The 20965-nt window shown below is 73.6% G+C and carries 19 protein-coding genes; 7 read left to right on the top strand and 12 right to left on the bottom strand.

Annotated features, from left to right (window positions below):
• Positions 1–2 precede the first annotated feature (2 nt).
• The gene (locus tag IPL61_14765) at positions 3–941 is read right to left on the bottom strand and encodes a site-2 protease family protein (GenBank protein MBK9032549.1); all 939 of its coding nucleotides are present in this window, start codon (positions 939–941) and stop codon (positions 3–5) included.
• 467 nt (positions 942–1408) lie between these two features.
• Between IPL61_14765 and IPL61_14760 the strand changes: the two genes are divergently transcribed.
• Positions 1409–2566 (top strand): amidohydrolase family protein, encoded by a 1158-nt coding sequence (locus IPL61_14760; protein MBK9032548.1) that lies wholly within the window; start codon positions 1409–1411, stop codon positions 2564–2566.
• Positions 2563–3822, top strand: coding sequence for an amidohydrolase family protein (locus IPL61_14755; protein ID MBK9032547.1), 1260 nt, complete (start codon positions 2563–2565; stop codon positions 3820–3822). Before IPL61_14760 ends, IPL61_14755 begins: the two co-directional genes overlap by 4 nt.
• A 19-nt stretch (positions 3823–3841) precedes the next feature.
• On the opposite strand, the gene IPL61_14750 is transcribed toward IPL61_14755, so the two are convergent.
• Positions 3842–4471: a LysE family transporter gene (locus IPL61_14750; protein MBK9032546.1), complete on the bottom strand. Its 630-nt coding sequence runs from the start codon at positions 4469–4471 to the stop codon at positions 3842–3844.
• Positions 4472–4495: 24 nt separating this feature from the next.
• Between IPL61_14750 and IPL61_14745 the strand changes: the two genes are divergently transcribed.
• A complete protein-coding gene (locus IPL61_14745; GenBank protein ID MBK9032545.1) occupies positions 4496–5299 on the top strand; it encodes an MBL fold metallo-hydrolase in 804 nt (267 codons plus the stop codon).
• Between the two features lie 106 nt (positions 5300–5405).
• Here IPL61_14745 and IPL61_14740 read toward each other — a convergent pair whose 3' ends face one another.
• From IPL61_14740 to IPL61_14730, 3 genes are read right to left on the bottom strand one after another with little or no spacing between them, the layout of a single operon-like run.
• Positions 5406–5600 carry a hypothetical protein gene (locus IPL61_14740; protein MBK9032544.1) on the bottom strand — a complete coding sequence of 65 codons (195 nt, stop codon included), beginning with the start codon at positions 5598–5600 and terminating at the stop codon, positions 5406–5408.
• A gap of 17 nt (positions 5601–5617) precedes the next feature.
• Entirely contained in the window at positions 5618–6277 is a 660-nt protein-coding gene (locus IPL61_14735; GenBank protein ID MBK9032543.1) for a DUF2461 family protein, read from the bottom strand.
• Positions 6278–6312: 35 nt separating this feature from the next.
• Positions 6313–7422 carry an S-(hydroxymethyl)glutathione dehydrogenase/class III alcohol dehydrogenase gene (locus IPL61_14730; protein MBK9032542.1) on the bottom strand — a complete coding sequence of 370 codons (1110 nt, stop codon included), beginning with the start codon at positions 7420–7422 and terminating at the stop codon, positions 6313–6315.
• A gap of 68 nt (positions 7423–7490) precedes the next feature.
• On the opposite strand from IPL61_14730, the gene IPL61_14725 reads away from it, so the two are divergent.
• Positions 7491–9608: a S9 family peptidase gene (locus IPL61_14725; GenBank protein MBK9032541.1), complete on the top strand. Its 2118-nt coding sequence runs from the start codon at positions 7491–7493 to the stop codon at positions 9606–9608.
• A gap of 328 nt (positions 9609–9936) precedes the next feature.
• Here IPL61_14725 and IPL61_14720 read toward each other — a convergent pair whose 3' ends face one another.
• Both IPL61_14720 and IPL61_14715 read right to left on the bottom strand, forming a co-directional pair.
• The gene (locus tag IPL61_14720) at positions 9937–10758 is read right to left on the bottom strand and encodes an NAD-dependent protein deacylase (GenBank protein MBK9032540.1); all 822 of its coding nucleotides are present in this window, start codon (positions 10756–10758) and stop codon (positions 9937–9939) included.
• Positions 10759–10821: 63 nt separating this feature from the next.
• Positions 10822–12507 (bottom strand): MFS transporter, encoded by a 1686-nt coding sequence (locus IPL61_14715; protein MBK9032539.1) that lies wholly within the window; start codon positions 12505–12507, stop codon positions 10822–10824.
• Between the two features lie 137 nt (positions 12508–12644).
• Between IPL61_14715 and IPL61_14710 the strand changes: the two genes are divergently transcribed.
• On the top strand, positions 12645–13016 hold the full coding sequence (locus IPL61_14710) for a hypothetical protein (protein MBK9032538.1): 372 nt from the start codon (positions 12645–12647) through the stop codon (positions 13014–13016).
• Positions 13016–13843 carry an alpha/beta fold hydrolase gene (locus tag IPL61_14705; GenBank protein MBK9032537.1) on the top strand — a complete coding sequence of 276 codons (828 nt, stop codon included), beginning with the start codon at positions 13016–13018 and terminating at the stop codon, positions 13841–13843. The genes IPL61_14710 and IPL61_14705 overlap by 1 nt, the downstream gene beginning before the upstream one ends.
• Before the next feature lie 491 nt (positions 13844–14334).
• On the opposite strand, the gene miaB is transcribed toward IPL61_14705, so the two are convergent.
• Positions 14335–15615 carry a tRNA (N6-isopentenyl adenosine(37)-C2)-methylthiotransferase MiaB gene (gene miaB, locus IPL61_14700; protein ID MBK9032536.1) on the bottom strand — a complete coding sequence of 427 codons (1281 nt, stop codon included), beginning with the start codon at positions 15613–15615 and terminating at the stop codon, positions 14335–14337.
• Positions 15616–15778: 163 nt separating this feature from the next.
• Between miaB and IPL61_14695 the strand changes: the two genes are divergently transcribed.
• The gene (locus IPL61_14695) at positions 15779–16507 is read left to right on the top strand and encodes a hypothetical protein (protein MBK9032535.1); all 729 of its coding nucleotides are present in this window, start codon (positions 15779–15781) and stop codon (positions 16505–16507) included.
• 7 nt (positions 16508–16514) lie between these two features.
• Here IPL61_14695 and IPL61_14690 read toward each other — a convergent pair whose 3' ends face one another.
• Genes IPL61_14690 through IPL61_14675 form a run of 4 tightly spaced genes read right to left on the bottom strand, consistent with a single transcriptional unit; the run spans position 16515 to position 20856 of the window.
• Positions 16515–16829: a hypothetical protein gene (locus IPL61_14690; protein MBK9032534.1), complete on the bottom strand. Its 315-nt coding sequence runs from the start codon at positions 16827–16829 to the stop codon at positions 16515–16517.
• A 33-nt stretch (positions 16830–16862) separates the two neighbouring features.
• Entirely contained in the window at positions 16863–18521 is a 1659-nt protein-coding gene (locus IPL61_14685) for a PAS domain-containing protein (protein MBK9032533.1), read from the bottom strand.
• The gene (locus IPL61_14680; GenBank protein ID MBK9032532.1) at positions 18518–19726 is read right to left on the bottom strand and encodes a type II secretion system F family protein; all 1209 of its coding nucleotides are present in this window, start codon (positions 19724–19726) and stop codon (positions 18518–18520) included. The genes IPL61_14685 and IPL61_14680 overlap by 4 nt, the downstream gene beginning before the upstream one ends.
• A complete protein-coding gene (locus tag IPL61_14675) occupies positions 19726–20856 on the bottom strand; it encodes a type IV pilus twitching motility protein PilT (GenBank protein MBK9032531.1) in 1131 nt (376 codons plus the stop codon). The genes IPL61_14680 and IPL61_14675 overlap by 1 nt, the downstream gene beginning before the upstream one ends.
• Positions 20857–20965: the final 109 nt, after the last annotated feature.

Raw genomic sequence — 20965 nt, 5'->3', positions numbered from 1 at the left:
GCTTACAGCGCGGGGCGCAGCGGCACCGGCACGAACAGCAACAAGAACAGCGCGACCATCGCCATGGCCAGCCAGCGGCGGCGCGGCGACAGCGGGGGCCCGAACACCTCGGGGTGGTACTCGCCGCCGGCCATGCGCCGCATGACGAGGAGCGCGATCGCCCACACCAGCCAGGGCAGCACCCCGACCAGCGCGTACTGCGCGGCGTCGAGCGCGCCGGCGTCGGCGGCCCGCGCCTGGATGAACAGCACCGTGCCGGCGATCGCGCCCACGCCCAGGAGCGCCCAGTGGAACAGGCCGCTCAGGCGCTCGTGGCGCTCGCCGAGCCACGCCCGCATGACGTGGCCGCCGTCGAGTTGACCGATCGGCACGAGGTTGATCATCGTGACCAGGAGCCCGTACCAGGCGGCGAACGCCATCGGGTGGAGCTGGACGTCCTCGGTGCCGTGCGGCAGCCACCGGCCGAAGATCGTCAGCTTGAACGCGCCGTACAGGGCCGACGTGCCCTCGAGCACCGAGCCCGGCGCGATCGTGCCGACCTCGGACAGCGACAGCCCGACGATCAGGCACGGGATCGCGACCACCAGCCCGGCCAGCGGCCCGGCGGCGCCGACCACCAGCAGCTGATCGCGATCGCGGATCGGCTGGCGCATGCGGATGATCGCGCCGAGCGTGCCCAGCGAGATCTGCGGCGGCAACGGGATGAAGTACGGCGGCGACACGTCGAGGTGGTAGCGCCGCGCCGCGACGTAGTGGCCCATCTCGTGGCAGAGCAGGATGCCCATCAGCGTGGCCGCGAAGATCACGCCGCCGGCCCAGGTCGTCGTGGCGCAGGCGGCCACGAACAGCGCGACGTGGAGCGCGAGCTGGCGCAGCGTCAGCGGGGTCGGTCCCGTCTGTTGATCGAGCAGCGCGGGCGCTTCGTCGTCGGCCGCGGCCATGCGCGACATCGTGACAGAGGTGTCCGGTCAGCGCAAAGCCCGGCGTCGGATCCGGCGCCCGGTGTACAACCGCGGCCATGCACGCTCTTCACCGCCGCGCGCGGCCGGGCTCGATCGTCGTGGCGGCGCTGGTGGCCGCGTGCGGAGGCCGCGCCCGCGCGCCGGCCACGCCGCCGACGCCGGCCGACCCCAAGCTCGACGCGCCCGCGCCCTGGATCGATCCCGAGACCTTCCGGCCCGCGGGCCAGCCACCGCCGAGCCGGCCGCTGACCGACGCGACCGCCAACCCGGCCGCGCGGCCGCTGGTCATCCGCGGCGCGACGATCTTGACGGCGACCGGCCAGCGGTTCGAGCGCGGCACGCTCGTGCTGGCGGGCGGCGCGATCACCGCGGTCGGCGCCGGCGACCTGCCGGCCCCGCCCGGCGCGACCGTCATCGACGGCACCGGCAAGGTCGTGACCCCCGGCATCATCGACGCCCACTCGCACCTCGGCGTCTACGCCGCGCCCGACGCGCGCGCCAGCGACGACGGCAACGAGGCCACCGCGCCGGTCACCGCGGGCGTGCGGGCCGAGTACGGCTACTGGCCGGCCGATCCGCAGCTCGCGCGCGCCATCGCCGGCGGCGTCACCACCGCGCTGATCCTGCCCGGCTCGGCCAACCTGGTCGGCGGGCGCGGGTTCACGGTGCAGATGCGCCCGGCCCGGACCGCCCGCGACGCGGCGTTCCCCGGCGCGCCGGCCACGGTCAAGATGGCGTGCGGCGAGAACCCCAAGCGGGTCTACGGCGACAAGGGCGGGCCGTCGACGCGGATGGGCGAGTACGCGGCGTTCCGGACCGCGTTCCTCGAGGCCGCGGGCTACGCCGCCAAGCAGGCGGCGTACGTCGACGCGCGCGCGCGCTGGGCCGCGCGCCGGGCCCGGGCCGACGAGCTCGATCGCGCGCGCGCCGACGGCAAGCACATCGCCGGCGAGGCCGCGCCCGAGCCGGTGCCGGTCGACCTCAAGCTCGAGACGCTGGCGGCGGTGCTGCGCGGCGAGGTGCTCGTGCAGATCCACTGCTACCGCGCCGACGACATGGCCCAGATGATCGCGATCGCCGACGAGCTCGGCTTCACGATCCGATCGTTCCACCACGCGCTCGAGGCCTACAAGCTCCGCGACGTGCTGGCGGCGCGCGGCATCGCGGTCAACACCTGGGCCGACTGGTGGGGCTTCAAGCTCGAGGCCTACGACGGCATCCCCGAGAACGCGGCGCTCGTGACCGAGGCCGGCGGCCGGGCCACGATCCACTCCGACTCGGCGATCGGCATCCAGCGGCTCAACCAGGAGGCCGGCAAGGCGCTCGCCGCGGGCCGCCGCGCCGGGGTCGCGCTCGACGACGACGTCGCGCTGCGCTGGATCACCGCGAACCCGGCCTGGGTGCTGGGCGTCGACGCGGTCACCGGCACGCTGGCGCCGGGCAAGCGCGCCGACGTCGTGCTCTGGAGCGGCTCGCCGTTCTCGGTCTACAGCAAGGCCGACCTGGTGATCATCGCCGGGGAGGTCGCCTACGATCGGACCCGCGGCCTCACCCCCAGCGACTTCGAGCTGGGCCACGCCGCGATCGATCGGAGCGCGCCGTGACCGCCCGCGCCCTGGCGGCGCTGGCCCTGGTGATCGTCGCCGCGCCGGCGACGGCCGAGCCGATCGCGATCGTCGGCGCCCGGGTGCACGTGCGCCCGGGCCAGACCCTCGACGGCGCCACCGTCGTGATCGATCGCGGCCGGGTGATCGCCGTCGGCGCGGGCGTCGCGGCGCCGGCGGGCGCGCGGATCATCGACGGCGCCGGCAAGGTCGTGACCGCGGGCCTGATCGAGCCGGTGTCCGGCGTCGGCCTCGTCGGCGTCGATCTCGAGGGCCGCTCGGTCGACGGGCGCCACGGCCCGCTCGACGCGCTCCACGCCGACGCGATCCAGGCCGCGTACCAGGCCCGCGACGGCTTCGCGCCGCGGGCGGTCACGGTCGCCGTGGCCCGGTCCGGCGGCCTCACGCTGGTGGTGGCGGCGCCGGCCGGCGGCCTCGTCGCCGGGCAGTCGGCGGCGTTCGCCCTCGACGGCAGCGTCGAGCCGGTCCGGGCGCCGGTGGCGATGCACGCCGCGCTGGGCCCGGGCGGCGCCGGCGCCGTGGCCGGGTCGCGCGGCCGCGCGATCGCCGCGCTGCGCGAGCTGCTCGACGACGCCCGCGCCTTCGGCCGCGACCGCGCCGCCTACGAGCGCAACCAGCGGCGCGCGATGATCGCCGACCGCCTCGACCTCGAGGCGCTGCAGCCGGTGCTGCGCGGCGCGGTGCCGCTGGTCGTGACCGCCCACGCCGAGGCCGACGTGCGCGCGGCGGTGCGGGTCGCGCAGGAGTTCGGCGTGCGCCTGGTGATCGCCGGCGGCGCCGAGGCCTGGCGCGCGGCCGACCTGCTGGCCAAGGTCAAGGTGCCGGTCATCCTCGACCCGACCGCCAACCTGCCCGAGCAGCTCGACGCCACCGACGTGCGCGACGACGCGGCGGCGGTGCTGGCGGCGGCCGGCGTCGCGGTGGCGGTGTCGACCCTGGGCGGGGCCTCGACCGCCCGCACGCTGCGCCAGCTGGCCGGGGTCGCGGTCGGCAACGGCCTGCCGTGGGACCAGGCCCTGGCCGCGGTCACGACCGTGCCGGCGACCATCTTCGGCCTGGCCGGGCGCGGGACCGTGGCCGCCGGCAGCGTCGCCGACGTCGTGGTCTGGAGCGGCGACCCGCTCGAGCTGGCGTCGGCGGCGGAGGTGGTCATCATCGGCGGCGTGGTCCAGCCCACCCAGAGCCACCAGACCCGGCTGCTCGACCGCTACCGGCGCCTGCCGCCGGCGCCGTGACCGCGCGGGCGGCCGCCGCTCACGCCACGAGGTAGCGGATCGCGCGGCCCAGCGAGTAGACGCCGTAGCCGACCAGGCCCACGCCGACGATGCGCATGACCCACACCGCGCGCTCGCCCATGATCCGCTTGCCCTTGTCGGCGATGAACGCGACGAAGGTGAACCAGGCCAGGCTGCCGACGAAGACCCCGCCGGCCGCGCCGAGCGCCTCGAGCGTGGTCAGGTCGTTCAGGTGCGAGCCGACGACGACGACCCACGTGACGATCGCCGCCGGGTTGAGCAGGATCAGCCCGATCCCGACGGTCAGGCCGTTCCAGACCTCGTGGTACGGCGGGATCAGGTGGGGCGCCGCCGCGGGCGCCGCGGGCGGGCGGCTGCGGATGGTCAGGATGCCGTAGACGATCAGCACCACGCCCGAGATCGCGAACAGCACCGGCTTTACCCCCGGGCGGCCGATCACGTGCGGCCCGATCCACAGCATGGCCGCGCCCGAGTAGATGAAGTCGCCGATCGCGCCGCCGAGGCCGACCGCGACCCCGCGGCGCAGCGTGTGCCGGTAGGCGGCGTCGATCACCGCCACGTTCACCGGCCCGATCGGTACGCCCGTGAGCGCGCCGATGGCGGCACCGATGAGGAAGAACGTCAGCACGAGCCCGTGCTATAGCAGCGCGCGATGTCGACAGCTACGGCCGGAGGCGATCGATCGCCGGGGCAGCCGGGCACGCCGTTGCCCCCCGCGGCCGGCCCCGGCGTGGTCTGGCTCGGGCACGCCAGCGCCCTGGTCACGCTCGGCGCGCGCCGCGTGCTGATCGATCCGCTCGGGCGCGCGCGGACCCGGGCGGCCGGCCCGGTCGACGCGGTGCTCATCACCCACAGCCACGTCGACCACCTCAACCGGTGGTCGCTCAAGGCGGTCGATCGCGCGACGACGCTGATCGTGCCGCGCGGCGCCGGCGGCATCGTCGCGGACCTCGGGTTCCGCGAGGTCCGCGAGGTCGAGCCGGGCGACCACGTCGATCTCGGCGGCGTCGATCTGGTCGCGGTGCCGACCCGCCACGACAACGGCCGCTGGGCCAAGGGCGACGCGCCGCTGTGCACCGGCTACGTCGTCCAGAAGGACGGGCTCGCGGTCCACCACGCCGGCGACGTCGACTTCTCGGACCACGCGGTCTTCGACGACATCGGCAAGCAGTTCACGCTCGACGCCACGCTCTTGCCGATCGGCGGGATGCTGCCGGTCTGGTACTACCGCTGGCGCCGCACCGCGATCGATCGCGGCGTCCACATCGATCCCGACTGCGCCCTCGACATCTTCCAGCGGCTGGGCGCGCGCACGCTGGTGCCGGTGCACTGGGGCACGGTCAACCTCCGGCTCGGCGGCGCCCACGGCCCGCGCAAGCGGCTCGAGGAGATCGCCGCGGCCAGCGCCGTCGACGGCGTCCGGATCCTGCGCCACGGCGAGCTGCTCGGGTTGTAGCGCGCGCCGCCGGCGGCGGCGCCGTCAGGCGACGTGGGCCTGCAGCCAGCCCACCACCGGCGCCGTCAGGCGACGTGGGCCTGCAGCCAGCTCACCACCGGCGCCGTCAGGCGACGTGGGCCTGCAGCCAGCTCACCACCGGCGCGGCGAGCTTGGCCTGGGTCACCAGCCAGGTCGCGAGCGCCGCCGAGTGGATCGCGCCGCGCGGGATCGCCGGGAAGCCGAACACGCAGCCCTTGTGGCGCAAGAGCAGCGCGCGCGGGTGGGCCGGGTCGAGGCCGTGCGGCACCTTCGCCAGCACCGTCGCGGCGTCGAGCGTCAGCCCGGCCGCGGTCGCGGCGTCGACGCGGCGCCCCCGCCGCCGGGGGGCCGCCGGCGCGCCCCGGCCCGCGCCCGGCCCCCCCCCCCCCCGCGGGGGGGGCCCCCCGCGCGGCCCGCGCCGGGGGGCGCGCCGGGGGGGCGCGCGGGCCCGGGCGGCGGCCGCCGGCCGCGCGCGGGCGGGCGCCGCCCGCGCCCGGGAGCCTCGGCGCCTCGGCGCGGATCGAGGACGGCCTTGCGCCAGCGCGCCAGCTGCTCGGGCGTGAACACGTAGAACCCGGCCCCCGCGAACTCCTCGAGCCCGAGCTGGACGTAGACCGCGGCGCCGGCCTCCATCGTCGGCCCCGCCGTGGTCGAGACCACGCCCGCGCAGTGGGTCTTGTACGGCGTCTTGTCCTTGCCGAACCGCACGTCGCGGTGGATCCGGAACAGCTTGGGCTCGGCCAGCGCCACGCCGCGGTAGGCCGGCGCCAGCTCGGCCCGGACCCGCGTCAGGAGCGCGGTCATCGGCGCGACCCACAGCGCCTCGTACTCGCCCTTGTGCTCCTGCCACCACGCGCGGCTCATCGTCGCCGCGAGCTCGTGGAAGAACCGCGGCGCGTCCTGGGCGAAGCCGGTGAACGGGGGCGGGGCGGCGGGCGTCGGCTTGGCGCGGGGCATGGGGCTCCTCGGCGGGGGCAGGTGCGCCGCGGGTGTCAGTACTCGATCACGGTGCGGATCGACGTGCCGGCGTGCATCAAGTCGAACGCCTCGTTGATGCGCTCGAGCGGCAGCTTGTGCGTGATCATCCGGTCGATCTCGATCTTGCCGTCCATGTACCAGTCGACCAGGCGCGGCACGTCGGTGCGGCCGCGGGCGCCGCCGAACGCCGAGCCCTTCCAGACCCGGCCGGTGATCAGCTGGAACGGGCGGGTCGCCAGCTCCTGGCCGGCGCCAGCGACGCCGATGACCACGCTGACGCCCCAGCCGCGGTGGCAGCACTCGAGCGCCTGGCGCATCAGCGTGGTGTTGCCGACGCACTCGAACGAGTAGTCGGCGCCGCCGCCGGTCAGCTCGACCAGGTGCGCGACCAGGTCGCCCGCGATCTCGCGCGGGTTGACGAAGTGGGTCATGCCGAAGCTGCGGCCCACCGCCTCGCGCGCCGGGTTGATGTCGACGCCGATGATCATGTCGGCGCCGACCAGCTTCGCGCCCTGGATGACGTTGAGGCCGATGCCGCCGAGCCCGAACACCACGACGTTGGCGCCGGGCTCGACCTTGGCGGTCCAGATCACCGCGCCGATGCCGGTGGTGACGCCGCAGCCGAGGTAGCAGATCGACTTGAACGGCGCGTCCTTGCGCACCTTGGCCAGCGCGATCTCCGGCAGCACGGTGTGGTTGGCGAAGGTCGAGCAGCCCATGTAGTGGTGGATGGGCGTGCCCTTGTACGAGAACCGGCTGGTGCCGTCGGGCATCATGCCCTTGCCCTGGGTCGCGCGGATCGCGGTGCACAGGTTGGTCTTGCGCGACAGGCACGACTTGCAGCCGCGGCACTCGGGCGTGTACAGCGGGATGACGTGGTCGCCGGGCGCGAGCGTCGTGACGCCGGCGCCGACCTCGAGCACCACGCCGGCGCCCTCGTGCCCGAAGATCACCGGGAACCGGCCCTCGGGGTCGGCGCCCGAGCGGGTGAACTCGTCGGTGTGGCACACGCCGGTGGCCTTGAGCTCCACCAGCACCTCGCCGGCCCTGGGGCCCTCGAGATCGACGAGATCGACCACCAGGGGCTTGCCGACCTCGAACGCGATCGCAGCGCGAGTCTTCATGGCGCTCGACCGTACCACCGCCCACGGCGCGATCGCGCTGGCCCGTCCTGTGCAATCGTCGCCGCGCTATGCATCGCTCCTCGATCCCCTCGCTCCTCGTGTGCGCCCTGGCCGCGTGCGGCGGCACGCCGCGGGCCCACGCGCCCGCCCCTGCGACGCCGACCCCGGTCGCGGCTGCGACACCCGCGGTCGCACCCGCGTCCCTGCCGGTCGCGCCCCCGAGCGCGCCCCCGGCGCACCCCCGCGGCGATCTGATCCCGCGCGCGGTCCTGTTCGGCAACCCCGAGCGCAGCGGTCCCGAGATCTCGCCCGACGGCAAGTGGCTGGCGTTCGGCGCGCCCGCCGACGGCGTGATGAACGTGTTCGTCGCGCCGATCGACGACCTCGCCAAGGCCGTCCAGGTCACGTTCGATCGCGCGCGGCCGGTCCGGCAGTACTACTGGTCGGCCGACAGCGCCTACGTGCTCTACGAGCAGGACGCGGCCGGCGACGAGAACTTCCACATCTTCCGGGTCGGTCGCGACGGCGCCGGCGCGCTCGATCTGTCGGCGCGGCCCAACACCCGCGCCGAGCTGGTGGCGATCTCGCACGCGCACCCCGATCGCGTCCTGATCGGCATGAACGACCGCGATCCGACCGTCCACGACGTCTACGAGGTGACCCTGGCCACCGGCGCGGCCACGCGGATCTTCGAGAACCCCGGCTACGTCGGGCCGATCGCCGATGACGACCTCAAGGTCCGGTTCGCGCAGCGGTTCGAGCCCGACGGCACCGTCAAGATCTTCGCCAACGGCCCGCGCGGCTGGGTCGAGCGCGACACGTTCCCGGCCGAGGATCAGCTCAGCACCCAGCTGGTCGCGCTCGAGGCCAGCGGCAAGCGCTACTACCAGATCGACTCGCGCGGCCGCGACACCGGCGCGCTGTTCCGGATCGACAGCGCCAGCGGTAAGCGCACGCTCCTGGCCGAGCACGCCCGGGCCGACGCCGGCGGCTTGCTGATGCACCCGACCACCGGCGTCGTGCGCGCGGTCGCGTTCACCGTCGCGCGGCCCGAGTGGAAGGTCCTCGACAAGGCCGTCGCCAAGGACCTGACCGCGCTGCGCGCGCTCGACGACGGCGACTTCCGCGTCGTGTCGATGAGCGCGGACGATCGGACCTGGATCGTCGCGTACAGCAGCGATCGGCAGCCAGCGCGGTACTGGCGCTGGGATCGCAAGGCCCGCAAGGGCGCGCTCCTGTACGCGGCCCGGCCGGCGCTGGCCGACCTGCCCCTGGCCCGCATGCACCCGGTCGAGATCCCCGCGCGCGACGGCCTGCCCCTGGTCAGCTACCTGACCCTGCCGGTGGCCGCGGATCCCGACGGCGCTGGCACCCCCGCCGCGCCGGTGCCGATGGTGCTCCTGGTCCACGGCGGCCCCTGGGCCCGCGACGGCTGGGGCTACAACCCGATCGTGCAGCTGCTCGCCAACCGCGGCTACGCGGTCCTGCGGGTGAACTTCCGCGGCTCGACCGGCTTCGGCAAGGCGTTCGTCAACGCCGCCGATCTCCAGTGGGGCAAGACCATGCACGACGACCTGCTCGACGCGGTGGCGTGGGCGGTCGACCACAAGATCACGACCGCGGCCGACGTGTGCATCATGGGCGGCAGCTACGGCGGCTACGCGACGCTCGCGGGCCTGACGCTGACGCCGACCACGTTCAAGTGCGGCGTCGACATCGTCGGCCCGTCCAACCTGATCACGCTGGCCGGCTCGGTGCCGCCGTACTGGAAGCCGATGATCTCGGTGTTCAAGCGCCGGATGGGCGACTGGGACACCGCCGAGGGCAAGGCCGCGATGCTGGCGGTGTCGCCGCTGACCCACGCCGGCGCGATCGAGCGACCGCTGCTGATCGGGCAGGGCGCCAACGACCCGCGGGTCAAGCAGGCCGAGTCGGATCAGATCGTCCAGGCGATGCAGGCCAAGGGGCTGCCGGTCACCTACGTGCTGTTCCCCGACGAGGGCCACGGCTTCGCGCGGCCCGAGAACCTGCTGGCGTTCATGGCGGTGACCGAGGCGTTCCTGTCGGCGCACCTCGGCGGCAGCTACCAGCCGATGACCGCCGACGACTTCGCGGGCTCGACCATCCAGATCCCGGCCGGCGCCGCTGGCATCCCCGGCTTGCCGCCCGGCGTCGGGCAGAAGTAGTCCGGGTCCGGCTCCGGGTCCGGTTCCGGTTCCGGCTCCGGTTCCGGTTCCGGGTCCGGCTCCGGGTCCGGCTCCGGTTGCGACTCCGGTTCCGGTTCCGACTCCGGGTCCGGCTCCGGTTCCGGCTCCGGCTCCGGTTCCGGTTCCGGCTCCGGTTCCGGCTCCGGTTCCGGTTCCGACTCCGGGTCCGACTCCGGGTCCGGCTCCGGCTCCGGCTCCGGCTCCGGCTCCGGCTCCGGTTCCGGCTCCGGCTCCGGCTCCGGCCGACTCCGGGTCCGGTTCCGGCTCCGGCTCCGGTTCCGGCTCCGGCTCCGGCTCCGGCTCCGGCTCAGCGGCCCAGGCGCGTGGTCATCACGTTCTTGCTCTTGAACGCGATCCACAGCGCCCGCAGCGCGTGCTTGGCGGTGGTCGCGAACCGGAAGTCGACCACGTCGGACAGGTCGGTGGCGCTGGGGTTGATCTCGACCGTCGGCACGCCCTCGCTCTTGGCCAGGAGCACCGGGCGCGCCACGTACGGGAACAGCGCCGACGTGCCGATCAGGAAGACGATGTCGAACCCGCGCGCGACCTCGGCCTCGAACGCCTGGAACGGGCCCTCGGGCAGCGGCTCGCCGAACAGGACCACGTCTGGGCGCACCACCGAGCCGCACTTGGGGCAGCTCGGCGGGAACGACAGCGTCGAGTAATCGGGCACCGTCTTGTGCCACGCGCAGGCGGTGCAGCGCAGATCGTGGAGGTCGCCGTGGATCGCGATCACCCGCTTCGAGCCGGCGGCGCGGTGGAAGCCGTCGACGTTCTGCGTGAACACGACCGTGCGGGCGATGCGCTCGCCGATCAGCGCCAGGATCTCGTGGCCGCGGTTGGGCGTGGCGTGCCGGCAGGCGAGCTCGACGTCGTGGATGTACTTCCAGACCAGCTCCGGCCGCGACGCCAGCATCGGCCCCGACAGCACCGCCTCGATCGGCAGGGCGTCGTCGGTGAGCTTGCGCTCGTACAGGCCGCCGATGCCGCGGTAGGTCGGCAGGCCCGAGTCGGCCGACATCCCCGCGCCGGTGATGAACAGCGCGCTCGACGCGTTGGCGAGCAACCCCGCCACCTGATCGACCACCTTCCGGTCGACCGTGTCGCGCCTGGGAGGGAGCCCCGCCATGGCGTGAGGATACCTTGTCGCGCCCGGCGCTGGCAAAACCTGGCGCGGCCCGCGACCGCGCGGCTACTTGGCGCGGCCGCCGTGGACCGGCTTCGCGTTCCAGATGCGCAGGGTCAGGAGGAAGCCGATCACCGCCACCGGGATCATCGCGTACGGCCACACGTGCCAGTTGTCGATGACCTTGGCGTCGGGGTTGGGCACCAGGCAGCCGCTGGCGTCGCGGATCTTCGCGGCCGGCAGGTAGGCGCCGTAGATGAACGACTGGATCATCGAGCCGACGTAGACGAACCCGTCGATCAGGCCGACCGCCATGCCGGTGTTCTTCTTGCCGGCGAAGTCGGCGCTGGCGGTCGCGGTCAGCATGCCGTGGACGCCGATGATCGCCATCGACATCACCGCCACCGACCAGCCGATCGCCCACGGGGCCGAGAACAGCGGCACGATCGAGATCGCGCCGACCAGCATGATCGCGTAGAGCACGGCGGCGACCGGGCTGCGCCGCGACTGGAACACGTGGTCGCTGATCGCGCCGGCGAACATGCCGCCGGTGATGCCGGCGATGCACGACACCAGGCCCCAGTTCTGGAACACGAAGGTGTTGCCCAGGCCGATGCCCTTGCCGAAGTCGGTGCCCCACTGGAGGATGGCCTGGCGCAGGAAGCCGGAGCACATCTCGATCAGCGCGATCGTGATCAGCACCGGGTTCGAGATCAGCTTCCAGAACACCCCGGCGGCGGTCAGCTTCTCGCCCTCGTTGGTGGCGTCGCCCAGGTCGAAGTTGGGGAAGCCGGTGTCGGACGGCTGGTTGCGGACCCAGATCGACGACAGCACGAAGAACAAGAGCAAGAGCCCGGCCGGGATGAAGAACAGCCACTCGACGTCGAGCGATCGGGTGATGCGCGGCCCGACGTCGTACGCGAAGTACAGGCCCAGCGAGATCAGGATCCCGAAGATGCCGCCGAAGGTGCCGCGCTCGCGCAGGTGGAACCAGGCGGCGTTGACCTTGACGATCGAGATCGCCCCGAACGACTGGAAGTACATGTTCACCGCGTAGGCGACCGTGAACGCGCGCACCGGCCCCATCCCGAAGTGGTCGCCGGTCGCGGCCATGTAGCCCATCCACAGGTTGGCGGCCGAGGCGCCGACCGCCGAGATCAAGATCGTCGCGCGCCCGCCGAGCCGATCGGTCAGCGGGCCGTTGACGATCAGCGACAGCCCGTAGGACATCGAGCCGACGCCGAACACCGTCGCGAACTCGGCCTCGGTCAGGCCGATGCCCTGGTACGCCTTGAGGTTGTAGCGGGCGAAGTACAGGAACGTGTAGGTCAGGCCCAGCGGCAGCCAGTTCAGCGTGCGCCGACGCTTGAACGCCGGCGAGTGACCGAGGTCGACCTTGGGCAACCGCCACAGCACGAACGCGATGAACCCGACCAGGATGCCGATCGGGATCAGGTCATCGAGCAGCGGCTTGCCCGGGCCCCGCGGCTTCTTGGCCGGGCACTTGCCGGGCGTGGCGTCGGGGACCGCCGCGACCGCCGCCGGGGCGATGGCGCCCGGCGCCGTCGGCGGAGGCGGGGTCAGGACCGGCTCGGCCGGTGCGATCGGCGCGGTCGGGGCGGCCGGTGCGGCCGGAGGCGAGCCCGGCTGCGCTTCGGAGCGGGACCCGGTGCCGAACCAGATCAAGGCGCCGATCGCGACCTCGACCACGAACAGCAGCGCCAGCGAGCGGCGACGCGACGGTGTTGACATGGGAGGCCCGCACCTTACTGGCGCCCGCGGCACCCGGGCAAGGCCTGTTCCCGACGGGTGCCGTGTCACCGTCCTGTCACCGGAACGCCACCTCGGCCGACGACAGCGTCCGCGGTTCCGGCTACTGTCTGGGCCCTATGGCGGAATCGCAGATCCTCACGCTCCTTCGTGCCTGGGCCGCGGTCGCGTGGGCCGACGACAAGATCGCCGACGCCGAGCGCCTCGCGCTCCGGCGGCTGATCGACGGCGCCGAGCTCACCGCCGCGGATCGCGAGATCGCCTCGGGCTTCCTCGAGACCCGGGTCGAGCTGGCCGACGTCGGCCTCGACGGGCTGTCGCCCGACGCCCGCCGCGGCATCTACAAGGCCGCGTGTCGGATGGCCGCGGTCGATCGCGAGGTCGCCGACAGCGAGCGCGCGATCCTGGTGCGGCTGCGCGACGGCCTCGGCATCGCCGTCGACGACGCCCGCGAGATCGAGGCCTCGATCCCCGGCGTGACCGCGAGCTGATGCGGCAGCGACGACACCCGCCCGGGCACCTGCTGTGGCGGGGCGTGGTGGCGGCGGCGTCCGATCTGCTGATGGTGAGCGGGGTGTACCCGTTCGTGCCCCACGCCGGCATGGCGTGGTCGCGCTGGCGCAAGGAGCGGCCGTCGCCGCCGGGCCAGGTGCGCGTGGCGGTGCGCGAGTGGGGCGCGGCGCTGGCGCTGTCAGCGGCGCGGCCGCTGGGCTTCCTGCCGCTGCCGGGGCGGTCGACCCAGGGCCCGCGCCCGATCATCCTGCTGCACGGCTACGCGATGAACCGCGCGAACTTCATCGTGCTGGCCCGCCGGCTCGCGGCCGCCGGCCTGGGGCCGGTGCTCGGCTTCGAGTACTGGACCCTGGGCAAGACCGGCAGCGCCGCGCGCCGGCTAGCCCGGTACGTCGACGAGGTCTGCGCCGCGACCGGCGCCGTCGAGGTCGATCTGATCGGTCACTCGATGGGCGGCGTGGTCGGGCGCTACTACGTCACCCTCGGGGGCGGCGACGCCCGGGTCGCCAACCTGATCACCCTCGGCTCGCCCCACAGCGGCACCGACGTCAGCGCGATCGGCCTGGGCGCGCCGACCAAGGAGCTGTTCCTCAACTCGACCTTGATCCAGCGGCTCGACGCCGCGCCCCGGCCCAGCCACAGCCGCATGACCGTCATCTGGTCGCGGTCCGACGCGCTCGTGCCCGGCGCTCGCCACGCGCGCATCGACGGCGTCGACGAGGTGCTCTACGACGACCTCGGCCACCTGTCGTTGCTCACCGACCGCCGGGTGGCGGACGAGGTGATCGCGCGGCTTGCTCGGTAGCGTCGACCACGCCGCGCCGGCGCGCCGCGACGGCGGGCCGCTCGGGTAGCGCTGCGCCAGCACCAGGTTGGCGGCGTTGAGCGCGGCGTCGAAGCGACCGAACAGGCGCTTGGCCGCGGCCACCAGCCCGGGCGCGCCGTGGCGCTTGAGGTACGAGGCCTCGACCGCGCTGCCGCCCAGGAGCCAGGTGCACAGCTCCTCGATCACCGTCGCCTGGGTCCAGCGCGGGCGGGCGTCGGAGGTCGTGCGGGGCGCGGCCGGCGTCGCGGCCGGGGGCGGGACCTCGACCTCGACCTCGACCGCCTCGTGCCCGGCCGCCTCGTGGTCGGCGGCCGCGGCGGCGGCCGCGTCGAAGGCCTCGCCCGCGGCGATGCGGCGGGCGACCTCCGCGGCCAGGGCCTGGGCGACCAGCGCGTGGGCCAGCGCGGTCAGCTCGGTCTCGAACCGCGCGAGCTCGTCGGCGAGGGCCTGGTGGGGCGAGCGCGGCGCGGTCACCGCGGCACACCGAACAGGGTGGCCTGGGTCGAGCGGGTGATCGTGACGTCGATCAGCTGGCCGGGCGCGCCGACCCCGGCCGGCAGGATCACCGTCTTCCACTCGTCGGTGCGGCCCATCAGCTCGGCCGGGTTGCGCTTGCTGGGGTGGTGCACCAGCACCCGGGCGGCGCGGCCGACCTGGGCGGCGAACACCTCGCTCGAGATCCGATCCTGGAGCGCGACGATCTCGGCCAGGCGGCGCTGCTTGATCGCGGGCGCCACGTCGTCGGGCAGCTTCTTGGCCGCGAAGGTCAGGTCGCGCTCGGAGTACGCGAACATGAACGCGCTGTCGAACCGGACCGCCCGCATCAGGTCGAGCGTGGCGGCGTGGTCGGCGTCGGTCTCGCCGGCGAAGCCCGACAGGACGTCGGTCGACAGCGCGATCGTCGGCACCGCCGCGCGCAGCCGCGCCACGATCGCCAGGTACTCGGCCACGGTGTAGCCGCGGCGCATCCGCGCCAGCACCGCGTCGGAGCCCGACTGCACCGGCAGGTGGACGTACTTGCCGATCTTGGGCTCCTCGGCGATGGCCGCGATCACGTCGTCGGTGAAGTCGACCGGGTAGGGCGAGGTGAAGCGGATCCGCTCGAGCCCGTCGATCCGCGCCACCGCCCGCAGGAGCTGGGCGAACGTCGTGTCCTCCCACGCGTACGAGTTCACCGTCTGCCCGAGCAGCGAGACCTCCTTGTAGCCGCGCTCGACCAGCGCCCGCACCTGGCGCAGGACCTCGCGCGGGGCGGTGCCGCGCTCGCGCCCGCGCGTGAACGGCACGACGCAGAAGGTGCAGAACTTGTCGCAGCCGCGCTGGATCGTCACGAACCCCGACACGCCGTCGCCGCCGTCGGCGCCGTCGAGGCCCTCGTAGGTCTCGTCCTTGTCGAGCCGGACGTCGACGACCGCGCCGGCGGCGCCGCCGCGCCGGGCTCGGGCCTCGGCCAGGAGCTCGGGCAGGCGCCGGTAGCTGTCGGGGCCGGCGATCACGTCGACCGGGGCCAGGTCGGCCAGGCCGTCCTTGAGGTGCTCGGCCATGCAGCCGACGATCGAGATCACCAGCTCGGGCCGCTTGCGCTGCAACGCGCCCAGCTCGTGGGCGCGGTTGACCACCTTGGTCTCGGCCTTCTCGCGCACCGCGCAGGTGTTGACCACGACCACGTCGGCGTCCTCGGGCCGGCCCACCGCCGCGTAGCCGGCGCCGGTCAGCACGCCGAGCAGGAGCTCGGAGTCCGCGACGTTCATCTGGCAGCCGTGGGTCTCGACGTAGACCCGCCGGTCGGCCGGCGCGGTCGACGGGTGCGCGGTCGGCGCCGCGGCCCCGGGCCGGGCCCGGATCTGGACCAGGGGGGTGGTCACGACCGTTGCTGGTACCACGGTCGGCGGCGGGACGCTACGCTGCGGCACGATGGTCCGCGCCGCCGCGTCGCTCGTGCTCGTCGCCGCGGTCGTGGCCGTCGGCGCCGCGGCCGGCGGCGACCTGGGCGGGGCCGTGGCGGCGGCGGCGGTGGTGCTGGTCGCGGTGACCGTCCGGTTCCTGTTCGCGCGCTTCGCCCACGCGATGTTCCGCGCCGGCCGGATGGTCGAGGCCCGCCGCTACTACCGCGTGCTGGCGGTCGCCGCGTGGCGCCGCCGGCGGCGCGCGGCCGCCCGGGTGTCGATCGCCGCCACCCACATCGGCGTCGGCGACTACCGGCGCGGCCTGGCGCTCCTGGCCGAGCTGGCGCCCGACGACCTCGATCCAGCGACCCGGGCCGGCTGGCTCAACAACCGCGCCTACGCCAACCTGCGCACCGGCGCGACCGGCGCCGCGGCCGAGGCGGCGCTGGCCGACGCCCGGGCGGCGCTGGCGCTCTACGTCGACGTCCCGGCCCTGCTCCACACCGAGGCGCTGGCCCTGTACGCGTGCGGGCGGGTCGACGACGCCATCGCCGCGTGGGAGGCGCTGTGGGAGCGGGCCGAGCTGACCCAGCGGCTCGACGCCGAGCGCTGCGACGACCTGGCCGCCGCGTGGGCCGGCCGCGGCGAGGGCGCCTACGCCGCCGACTACCGCCGCCGCGCGCTCGCGAGCGCCGCCGCCGCGCCCTGGCGTCCGGCCGACGTCGAGCTCGTGCTGGCGGCGCCGCCGGTGGAGTAGCCGCTGGTCAGCGCCAGTCGGGGCCGAGCTCCGCCACGAGGATGTCGGCGCACAGCGCCACGCACTCGTTGCAGATCGCGACCTGGGGCGTGCCGAGCAGCTTCTTGACCTGATCGCCCGGCCGTGCGCACCAGCTGCACGAGGCCACGGTCGGGGCCGAGGTCGTCGCCGTCGGCGCGTCGATCAGCTCGGTCGGCACGCGGAACTCACCGGTCGCGCGGACCGCGCCCACGCCGAGGCGCACGCGGCACGGGCCGCACACCAGGATCAGCTCGCCACCACCGAGGTCACCGGTGCAGACCGGACACGAGGACGACATCATCACTCCTGAGGTTCGGCGCGAGGGTACCGCAGGTCAGCCGGGGCGGGGCAGGCGCACGGTGAACGTCGCGCCCTGGCCGAGCTTGCTGGCGACGTCGATCGTGCCGCCGTGCTCGGCCACGATCGCGTGGCAGGTCGCGAGGCCCAGGCCGGTGCCCTTGCGCTTGGTCGTGTAGAACGGATCGAAGATGTGGGCGAGGTGATCGGCCGCGATGCCGGGGCCGTCGTCGGTGACGTCGAGCACGATCGCGGCGCCATCGACACGGGCCCGCAGCTGGACGTGGCCGCCGCCCGCCGCCGCGGCCTCGCAGGCGTTGCGCGCCAGGTTCCACACCACCTGGCGCAGCTGGGCGGCGTCGCCCTCGAGCGCCAGCGGGCCGGCGTCGTCGGCCGCGATCGCCACTGGGCCCCAGCTGCGGTCCTGGCGCAAAACCGCGATCACGTCGTCGAGCATGACCGCGAGGTCGAGCGGGGCGATCGCCCGCGGGCGCGGGTTGGCGTAGTCGAGCAGCTCGGTGATGAGCACGTTCAGGCGATCGATCTCGCGCAGCACGATCGCCATCAGCGCGCGGTCGTCCTCGGACGTCGGCGCTGACTGGCTGAGCAGCTCGATCGAGCCGGAGATCGACGCGAGCGGGTTGCGGATCTCGTGGGCGACGCCGGCGGCGAGCTGCCCGACCGTGGCCAGGCGCTCGTTGCGCCGGGCGATCCCCTCGAGGCGGCGCAGGTCGGTCAGGTCGGAGAAGTTGATGACCCGGCCGATGACCTGATCGGCGTCGTCGCGCAGCGGCGACACGGTGATGCCGATCGTCCGCGCCGGCTCGCCCGGCAGCGTCAGATCGGTGCGCCGCAGCGACGCGGTCGGCGCCAGCGCGGCCAGGCGCGCGCCCAGGCCCGGCATGACCGCGTCGAGCTCGCCGCCGACCGCGGTCGCCGCGTTGGCCCCGAGGACGTCGAGGCCGGTCTGGTTGATCGTCAGCACCCGGCCGTGGTCGTCGATCGTCAGCAGGCCGCTCGACAGCGACCGGACGATGTCGCGGTTGAGCGCGACGAGGTCGGCGGCGACCTGGCGCTGCGACACCAGCGACGCCTGGGTCCGCTGGAGCTCGCCGACGAACAGCACGGCGAGCACGCCGACCGCGACCAGCGCGCCGACCGTGCGCCCCAGCGCCACCGCCAGCTCGCGCGGGGACTGGGTCCACGGCTCGACCTGGGGGATCGTCGGCAGGGGCAGCGCCTGGGTCCAGGCCGCGAGCCCGACCGCGATCGCCAGGGCGATCGACACGACCGCGGTGACCGAGGCGCCGCGGCGGGTGGTCACCGCGCCGGCGCCGACCACCGACAGCGCGTAGAAGAACGTGTACGCGCTCTGGGCGCCGCCGGTGACGTAGACCAGCACGGTCGTGATCGCGAGGTCGGCGGCGAGCTGCGGCCACACCAGGCGCTCGGGCGCCACGCCGCGCCGCATGGCCACGGCGTAGACGATCGTGCTCAGGTACGTGACCACGACCACGCCGAGCAAGAGCCGCTCCGCCGGCGCGCGCATCGCCGCCGACCCGCCGCTGCCGAGCCACAGCGACAGCCCCAGCACCAGGCTGATGATGACCGTGCGGACCAGCATCAGCCGGGTCAGCCGCCGGGCCAGGGTCGGGCCGCCGGGGCCGACCGCGTCGACGGGCGCCGCGGTCGTCACTTGCTTTCGATGGCGCCCGCGAGCTCGAACACCGGCAGGTACATGGCGACGATCAGGCCGCCGACGACGATGCCGAGGAACGCCATCATCACCGGCTCGATCAGCGCGGTCATGCCGGCGACGGCGACGTCGACCTCGTCCTCGTAGAAGTCGGCGATCTTCTGGAGCATCTGGTCCATCGCGCCGGTCTGCTCGCCGACGCCGATCATCTGCGTGACCATCGACGGGAACACCCCGGTCTCGGCCAGCGGGCCGGCCATGTCCTGACCCTCGGAGATCTTGGCGCGGGTGTGGCTGATGGCGGCGGCCACGACGACGTTGCCGGCGGTCTTGGCGCAGATGTCGAGCGCGTCGAGGATGGGCACGCCCGAGGTCAGCAGCGTGCCGAGCGTGCGGGTGAAGCGCGCGACGATGATCTTGCGCAGCACGTTGCCGATGATCGGGGCCCGGAGCAGGAGCCGATCGAGGACCTGGCGGCCGCGGGCGGTGCGCACGCCGAGCACGATCAGCACCGCGATGCCGGCGGCGGCGCCGAAGTACAGGTACCAGTTCCCGATGAACGAGTTCGAGATGTTGATGACGACGACGGTCGGCTTCGGCAGCTTGGCGCCCTCGAAGTTCTTGTACATCGCCTCGAAGGTCGGGATGACCTTGCCGAGCATGACCGCGATCACGCCCAGCGCGATACACATGATCGAGGTCGGGTAGATCAACGCGCTCTTGAGCTGGCGCTTGAGCTTGACCGCCTTCTCGATGTAGATCGCCAGGCGGTTGAGGATCGTGTCGAGGATGCCGCCGACCTCGCCGGCGCCGACCAGGTTGACGTAGAGCTCGTCGAACAGCTTGGGGTGCTTGCGCAGGGCGTCGGAGAACGACGAGCCCTGCTCGACCGCGCTCTTGATCTGGTACAGCTTCTGCTGGAACGACTGGTTCTCGGTCTGGGTCGCGAGGATGTCGAGGCACTGCACCAGCGGCAGGCCGGCGTCGATCATCGTCGCGAGCTGGCGGGTGAAGACCTGCAGCTCCTTGGGCGTGACCGGGCTGCCGAGCGCCAGGTTGATCGAGGCCCGTTGCTTCTTGATCTTGCGCGGCGTCAGCTGATCGGCGCGCAGGCGGTTGCCGACCGCGTTCTCGTCGGCGGCCTCGACGACGCCGCGCCGGGTCTCGCCCGACCGCGTGGTCGCTTCCCACTGGAATTTCGGCATCAGCCCACCTCCGACCCGCGGCGCTGGCCCGGGTTCGAGCCGCTGCCGCCCCCGAGTTGACCGCCGCTGGCGATCAGGTTCTTGAGCTCCTCGACGTCAGACGATCGGGCCATCGCGTCCTCGAGCGTGATCAGCCGCCGGACGAACAGATCGCACAGCGACTGGTTGAGGGTCTGCATGCCGTGCTTGGACTGCCCGATCTGCATCTGCGAGTAGACCTGGTGCAGCTTGTCCTCGCGGATCAGGTTGCGGACGGCGGGGGTCGGGATCAGCACCTCGGCCGCGAGCACCTGGCCGGTGCCGGACGCGCGCGGGATCAGGGTCTGGCTGATGATCCCCTCGAGCACGAACGACAGCACCTGGCGGATCTGCGACTGCTGGTGGGCCGGGAAGACGTCGACGATGCGGTTGACGCTGCCGATCGCGCTGGTGGTGTGGAGCGTGGCCAGGCACAGGTGCCCGGTCTCGGCGATCGTCAGCGCCGCCTCGATCGTCTCGAGGTCGCGCATCTCGCCGATCAGCACGACGTCGGGGTCCTGGCGCAGGATGTGGCGCAGGGCCTTCTCGAAGTTCTTGGTGTCGGCCCCGACCTCGCGCTGGTTGACGAGGCTGTTCTTGTGCGGGTGCAAGAACTCGATCGGGTCCTCGATCGTGATGATGTGGGCGCGGTGGCGGGTGTTGATCCGGTCGAGCATCGACGCGAGCGTCGTCGACTTGCCCGAGCCGGTCGGCCCGGTCACGAGCACCAGCCCGCGCGGCCGCTCGCACATGTCGGACACGGTCTTGGGCAGGCCGAGCTCCTCGAGCGGCAGGATCGTGAACGGCACCAGGCGGAACGCGCCGGCCACGGCGCCGCGCTGCATGAACAGGTTGGCGCGGAACCGGGCCAGGCCCTTCACGCCGAACGAGAAGTCGAGCTCGAGGTTCTCCTCGAAGGCCATCTTCTGGGCGTCGGTCAGGACCGAGTAGCACAGCTGCTTGGTGTCGACCGGCGTCATCGCCTCGACCCGCAGCGGCACCAGGTCGCCGTCGATGCGCAGCTGGGGCGGCGACCCGGTCGTGATGTGCAGGTCGGACGCGCCCTTGTCGAGCATGACCTTCAGCAGCTGGTGCAGGCTGGGGGGCGGCATCAGGGGGATGATCGCAGAGGCGGGGGCAGAATACCAATTCGGTCTGGGGTAGCGGCGGCGCATTCGGCGACGCCCGCCGCCGTCGGCCACGGCGCCGACCCGGGCGCGC

The organism is Myxococcales bacterium (genome assembly GCA_016717005.1).
Lineage (GTDB): Bacteria > Myxococcota_A > Polyangia > Haliangiales > Haliangiaceae > UBA2376.
This window is presented reverse-complemented; position numbering and strand designations above follow the sequence as displayed.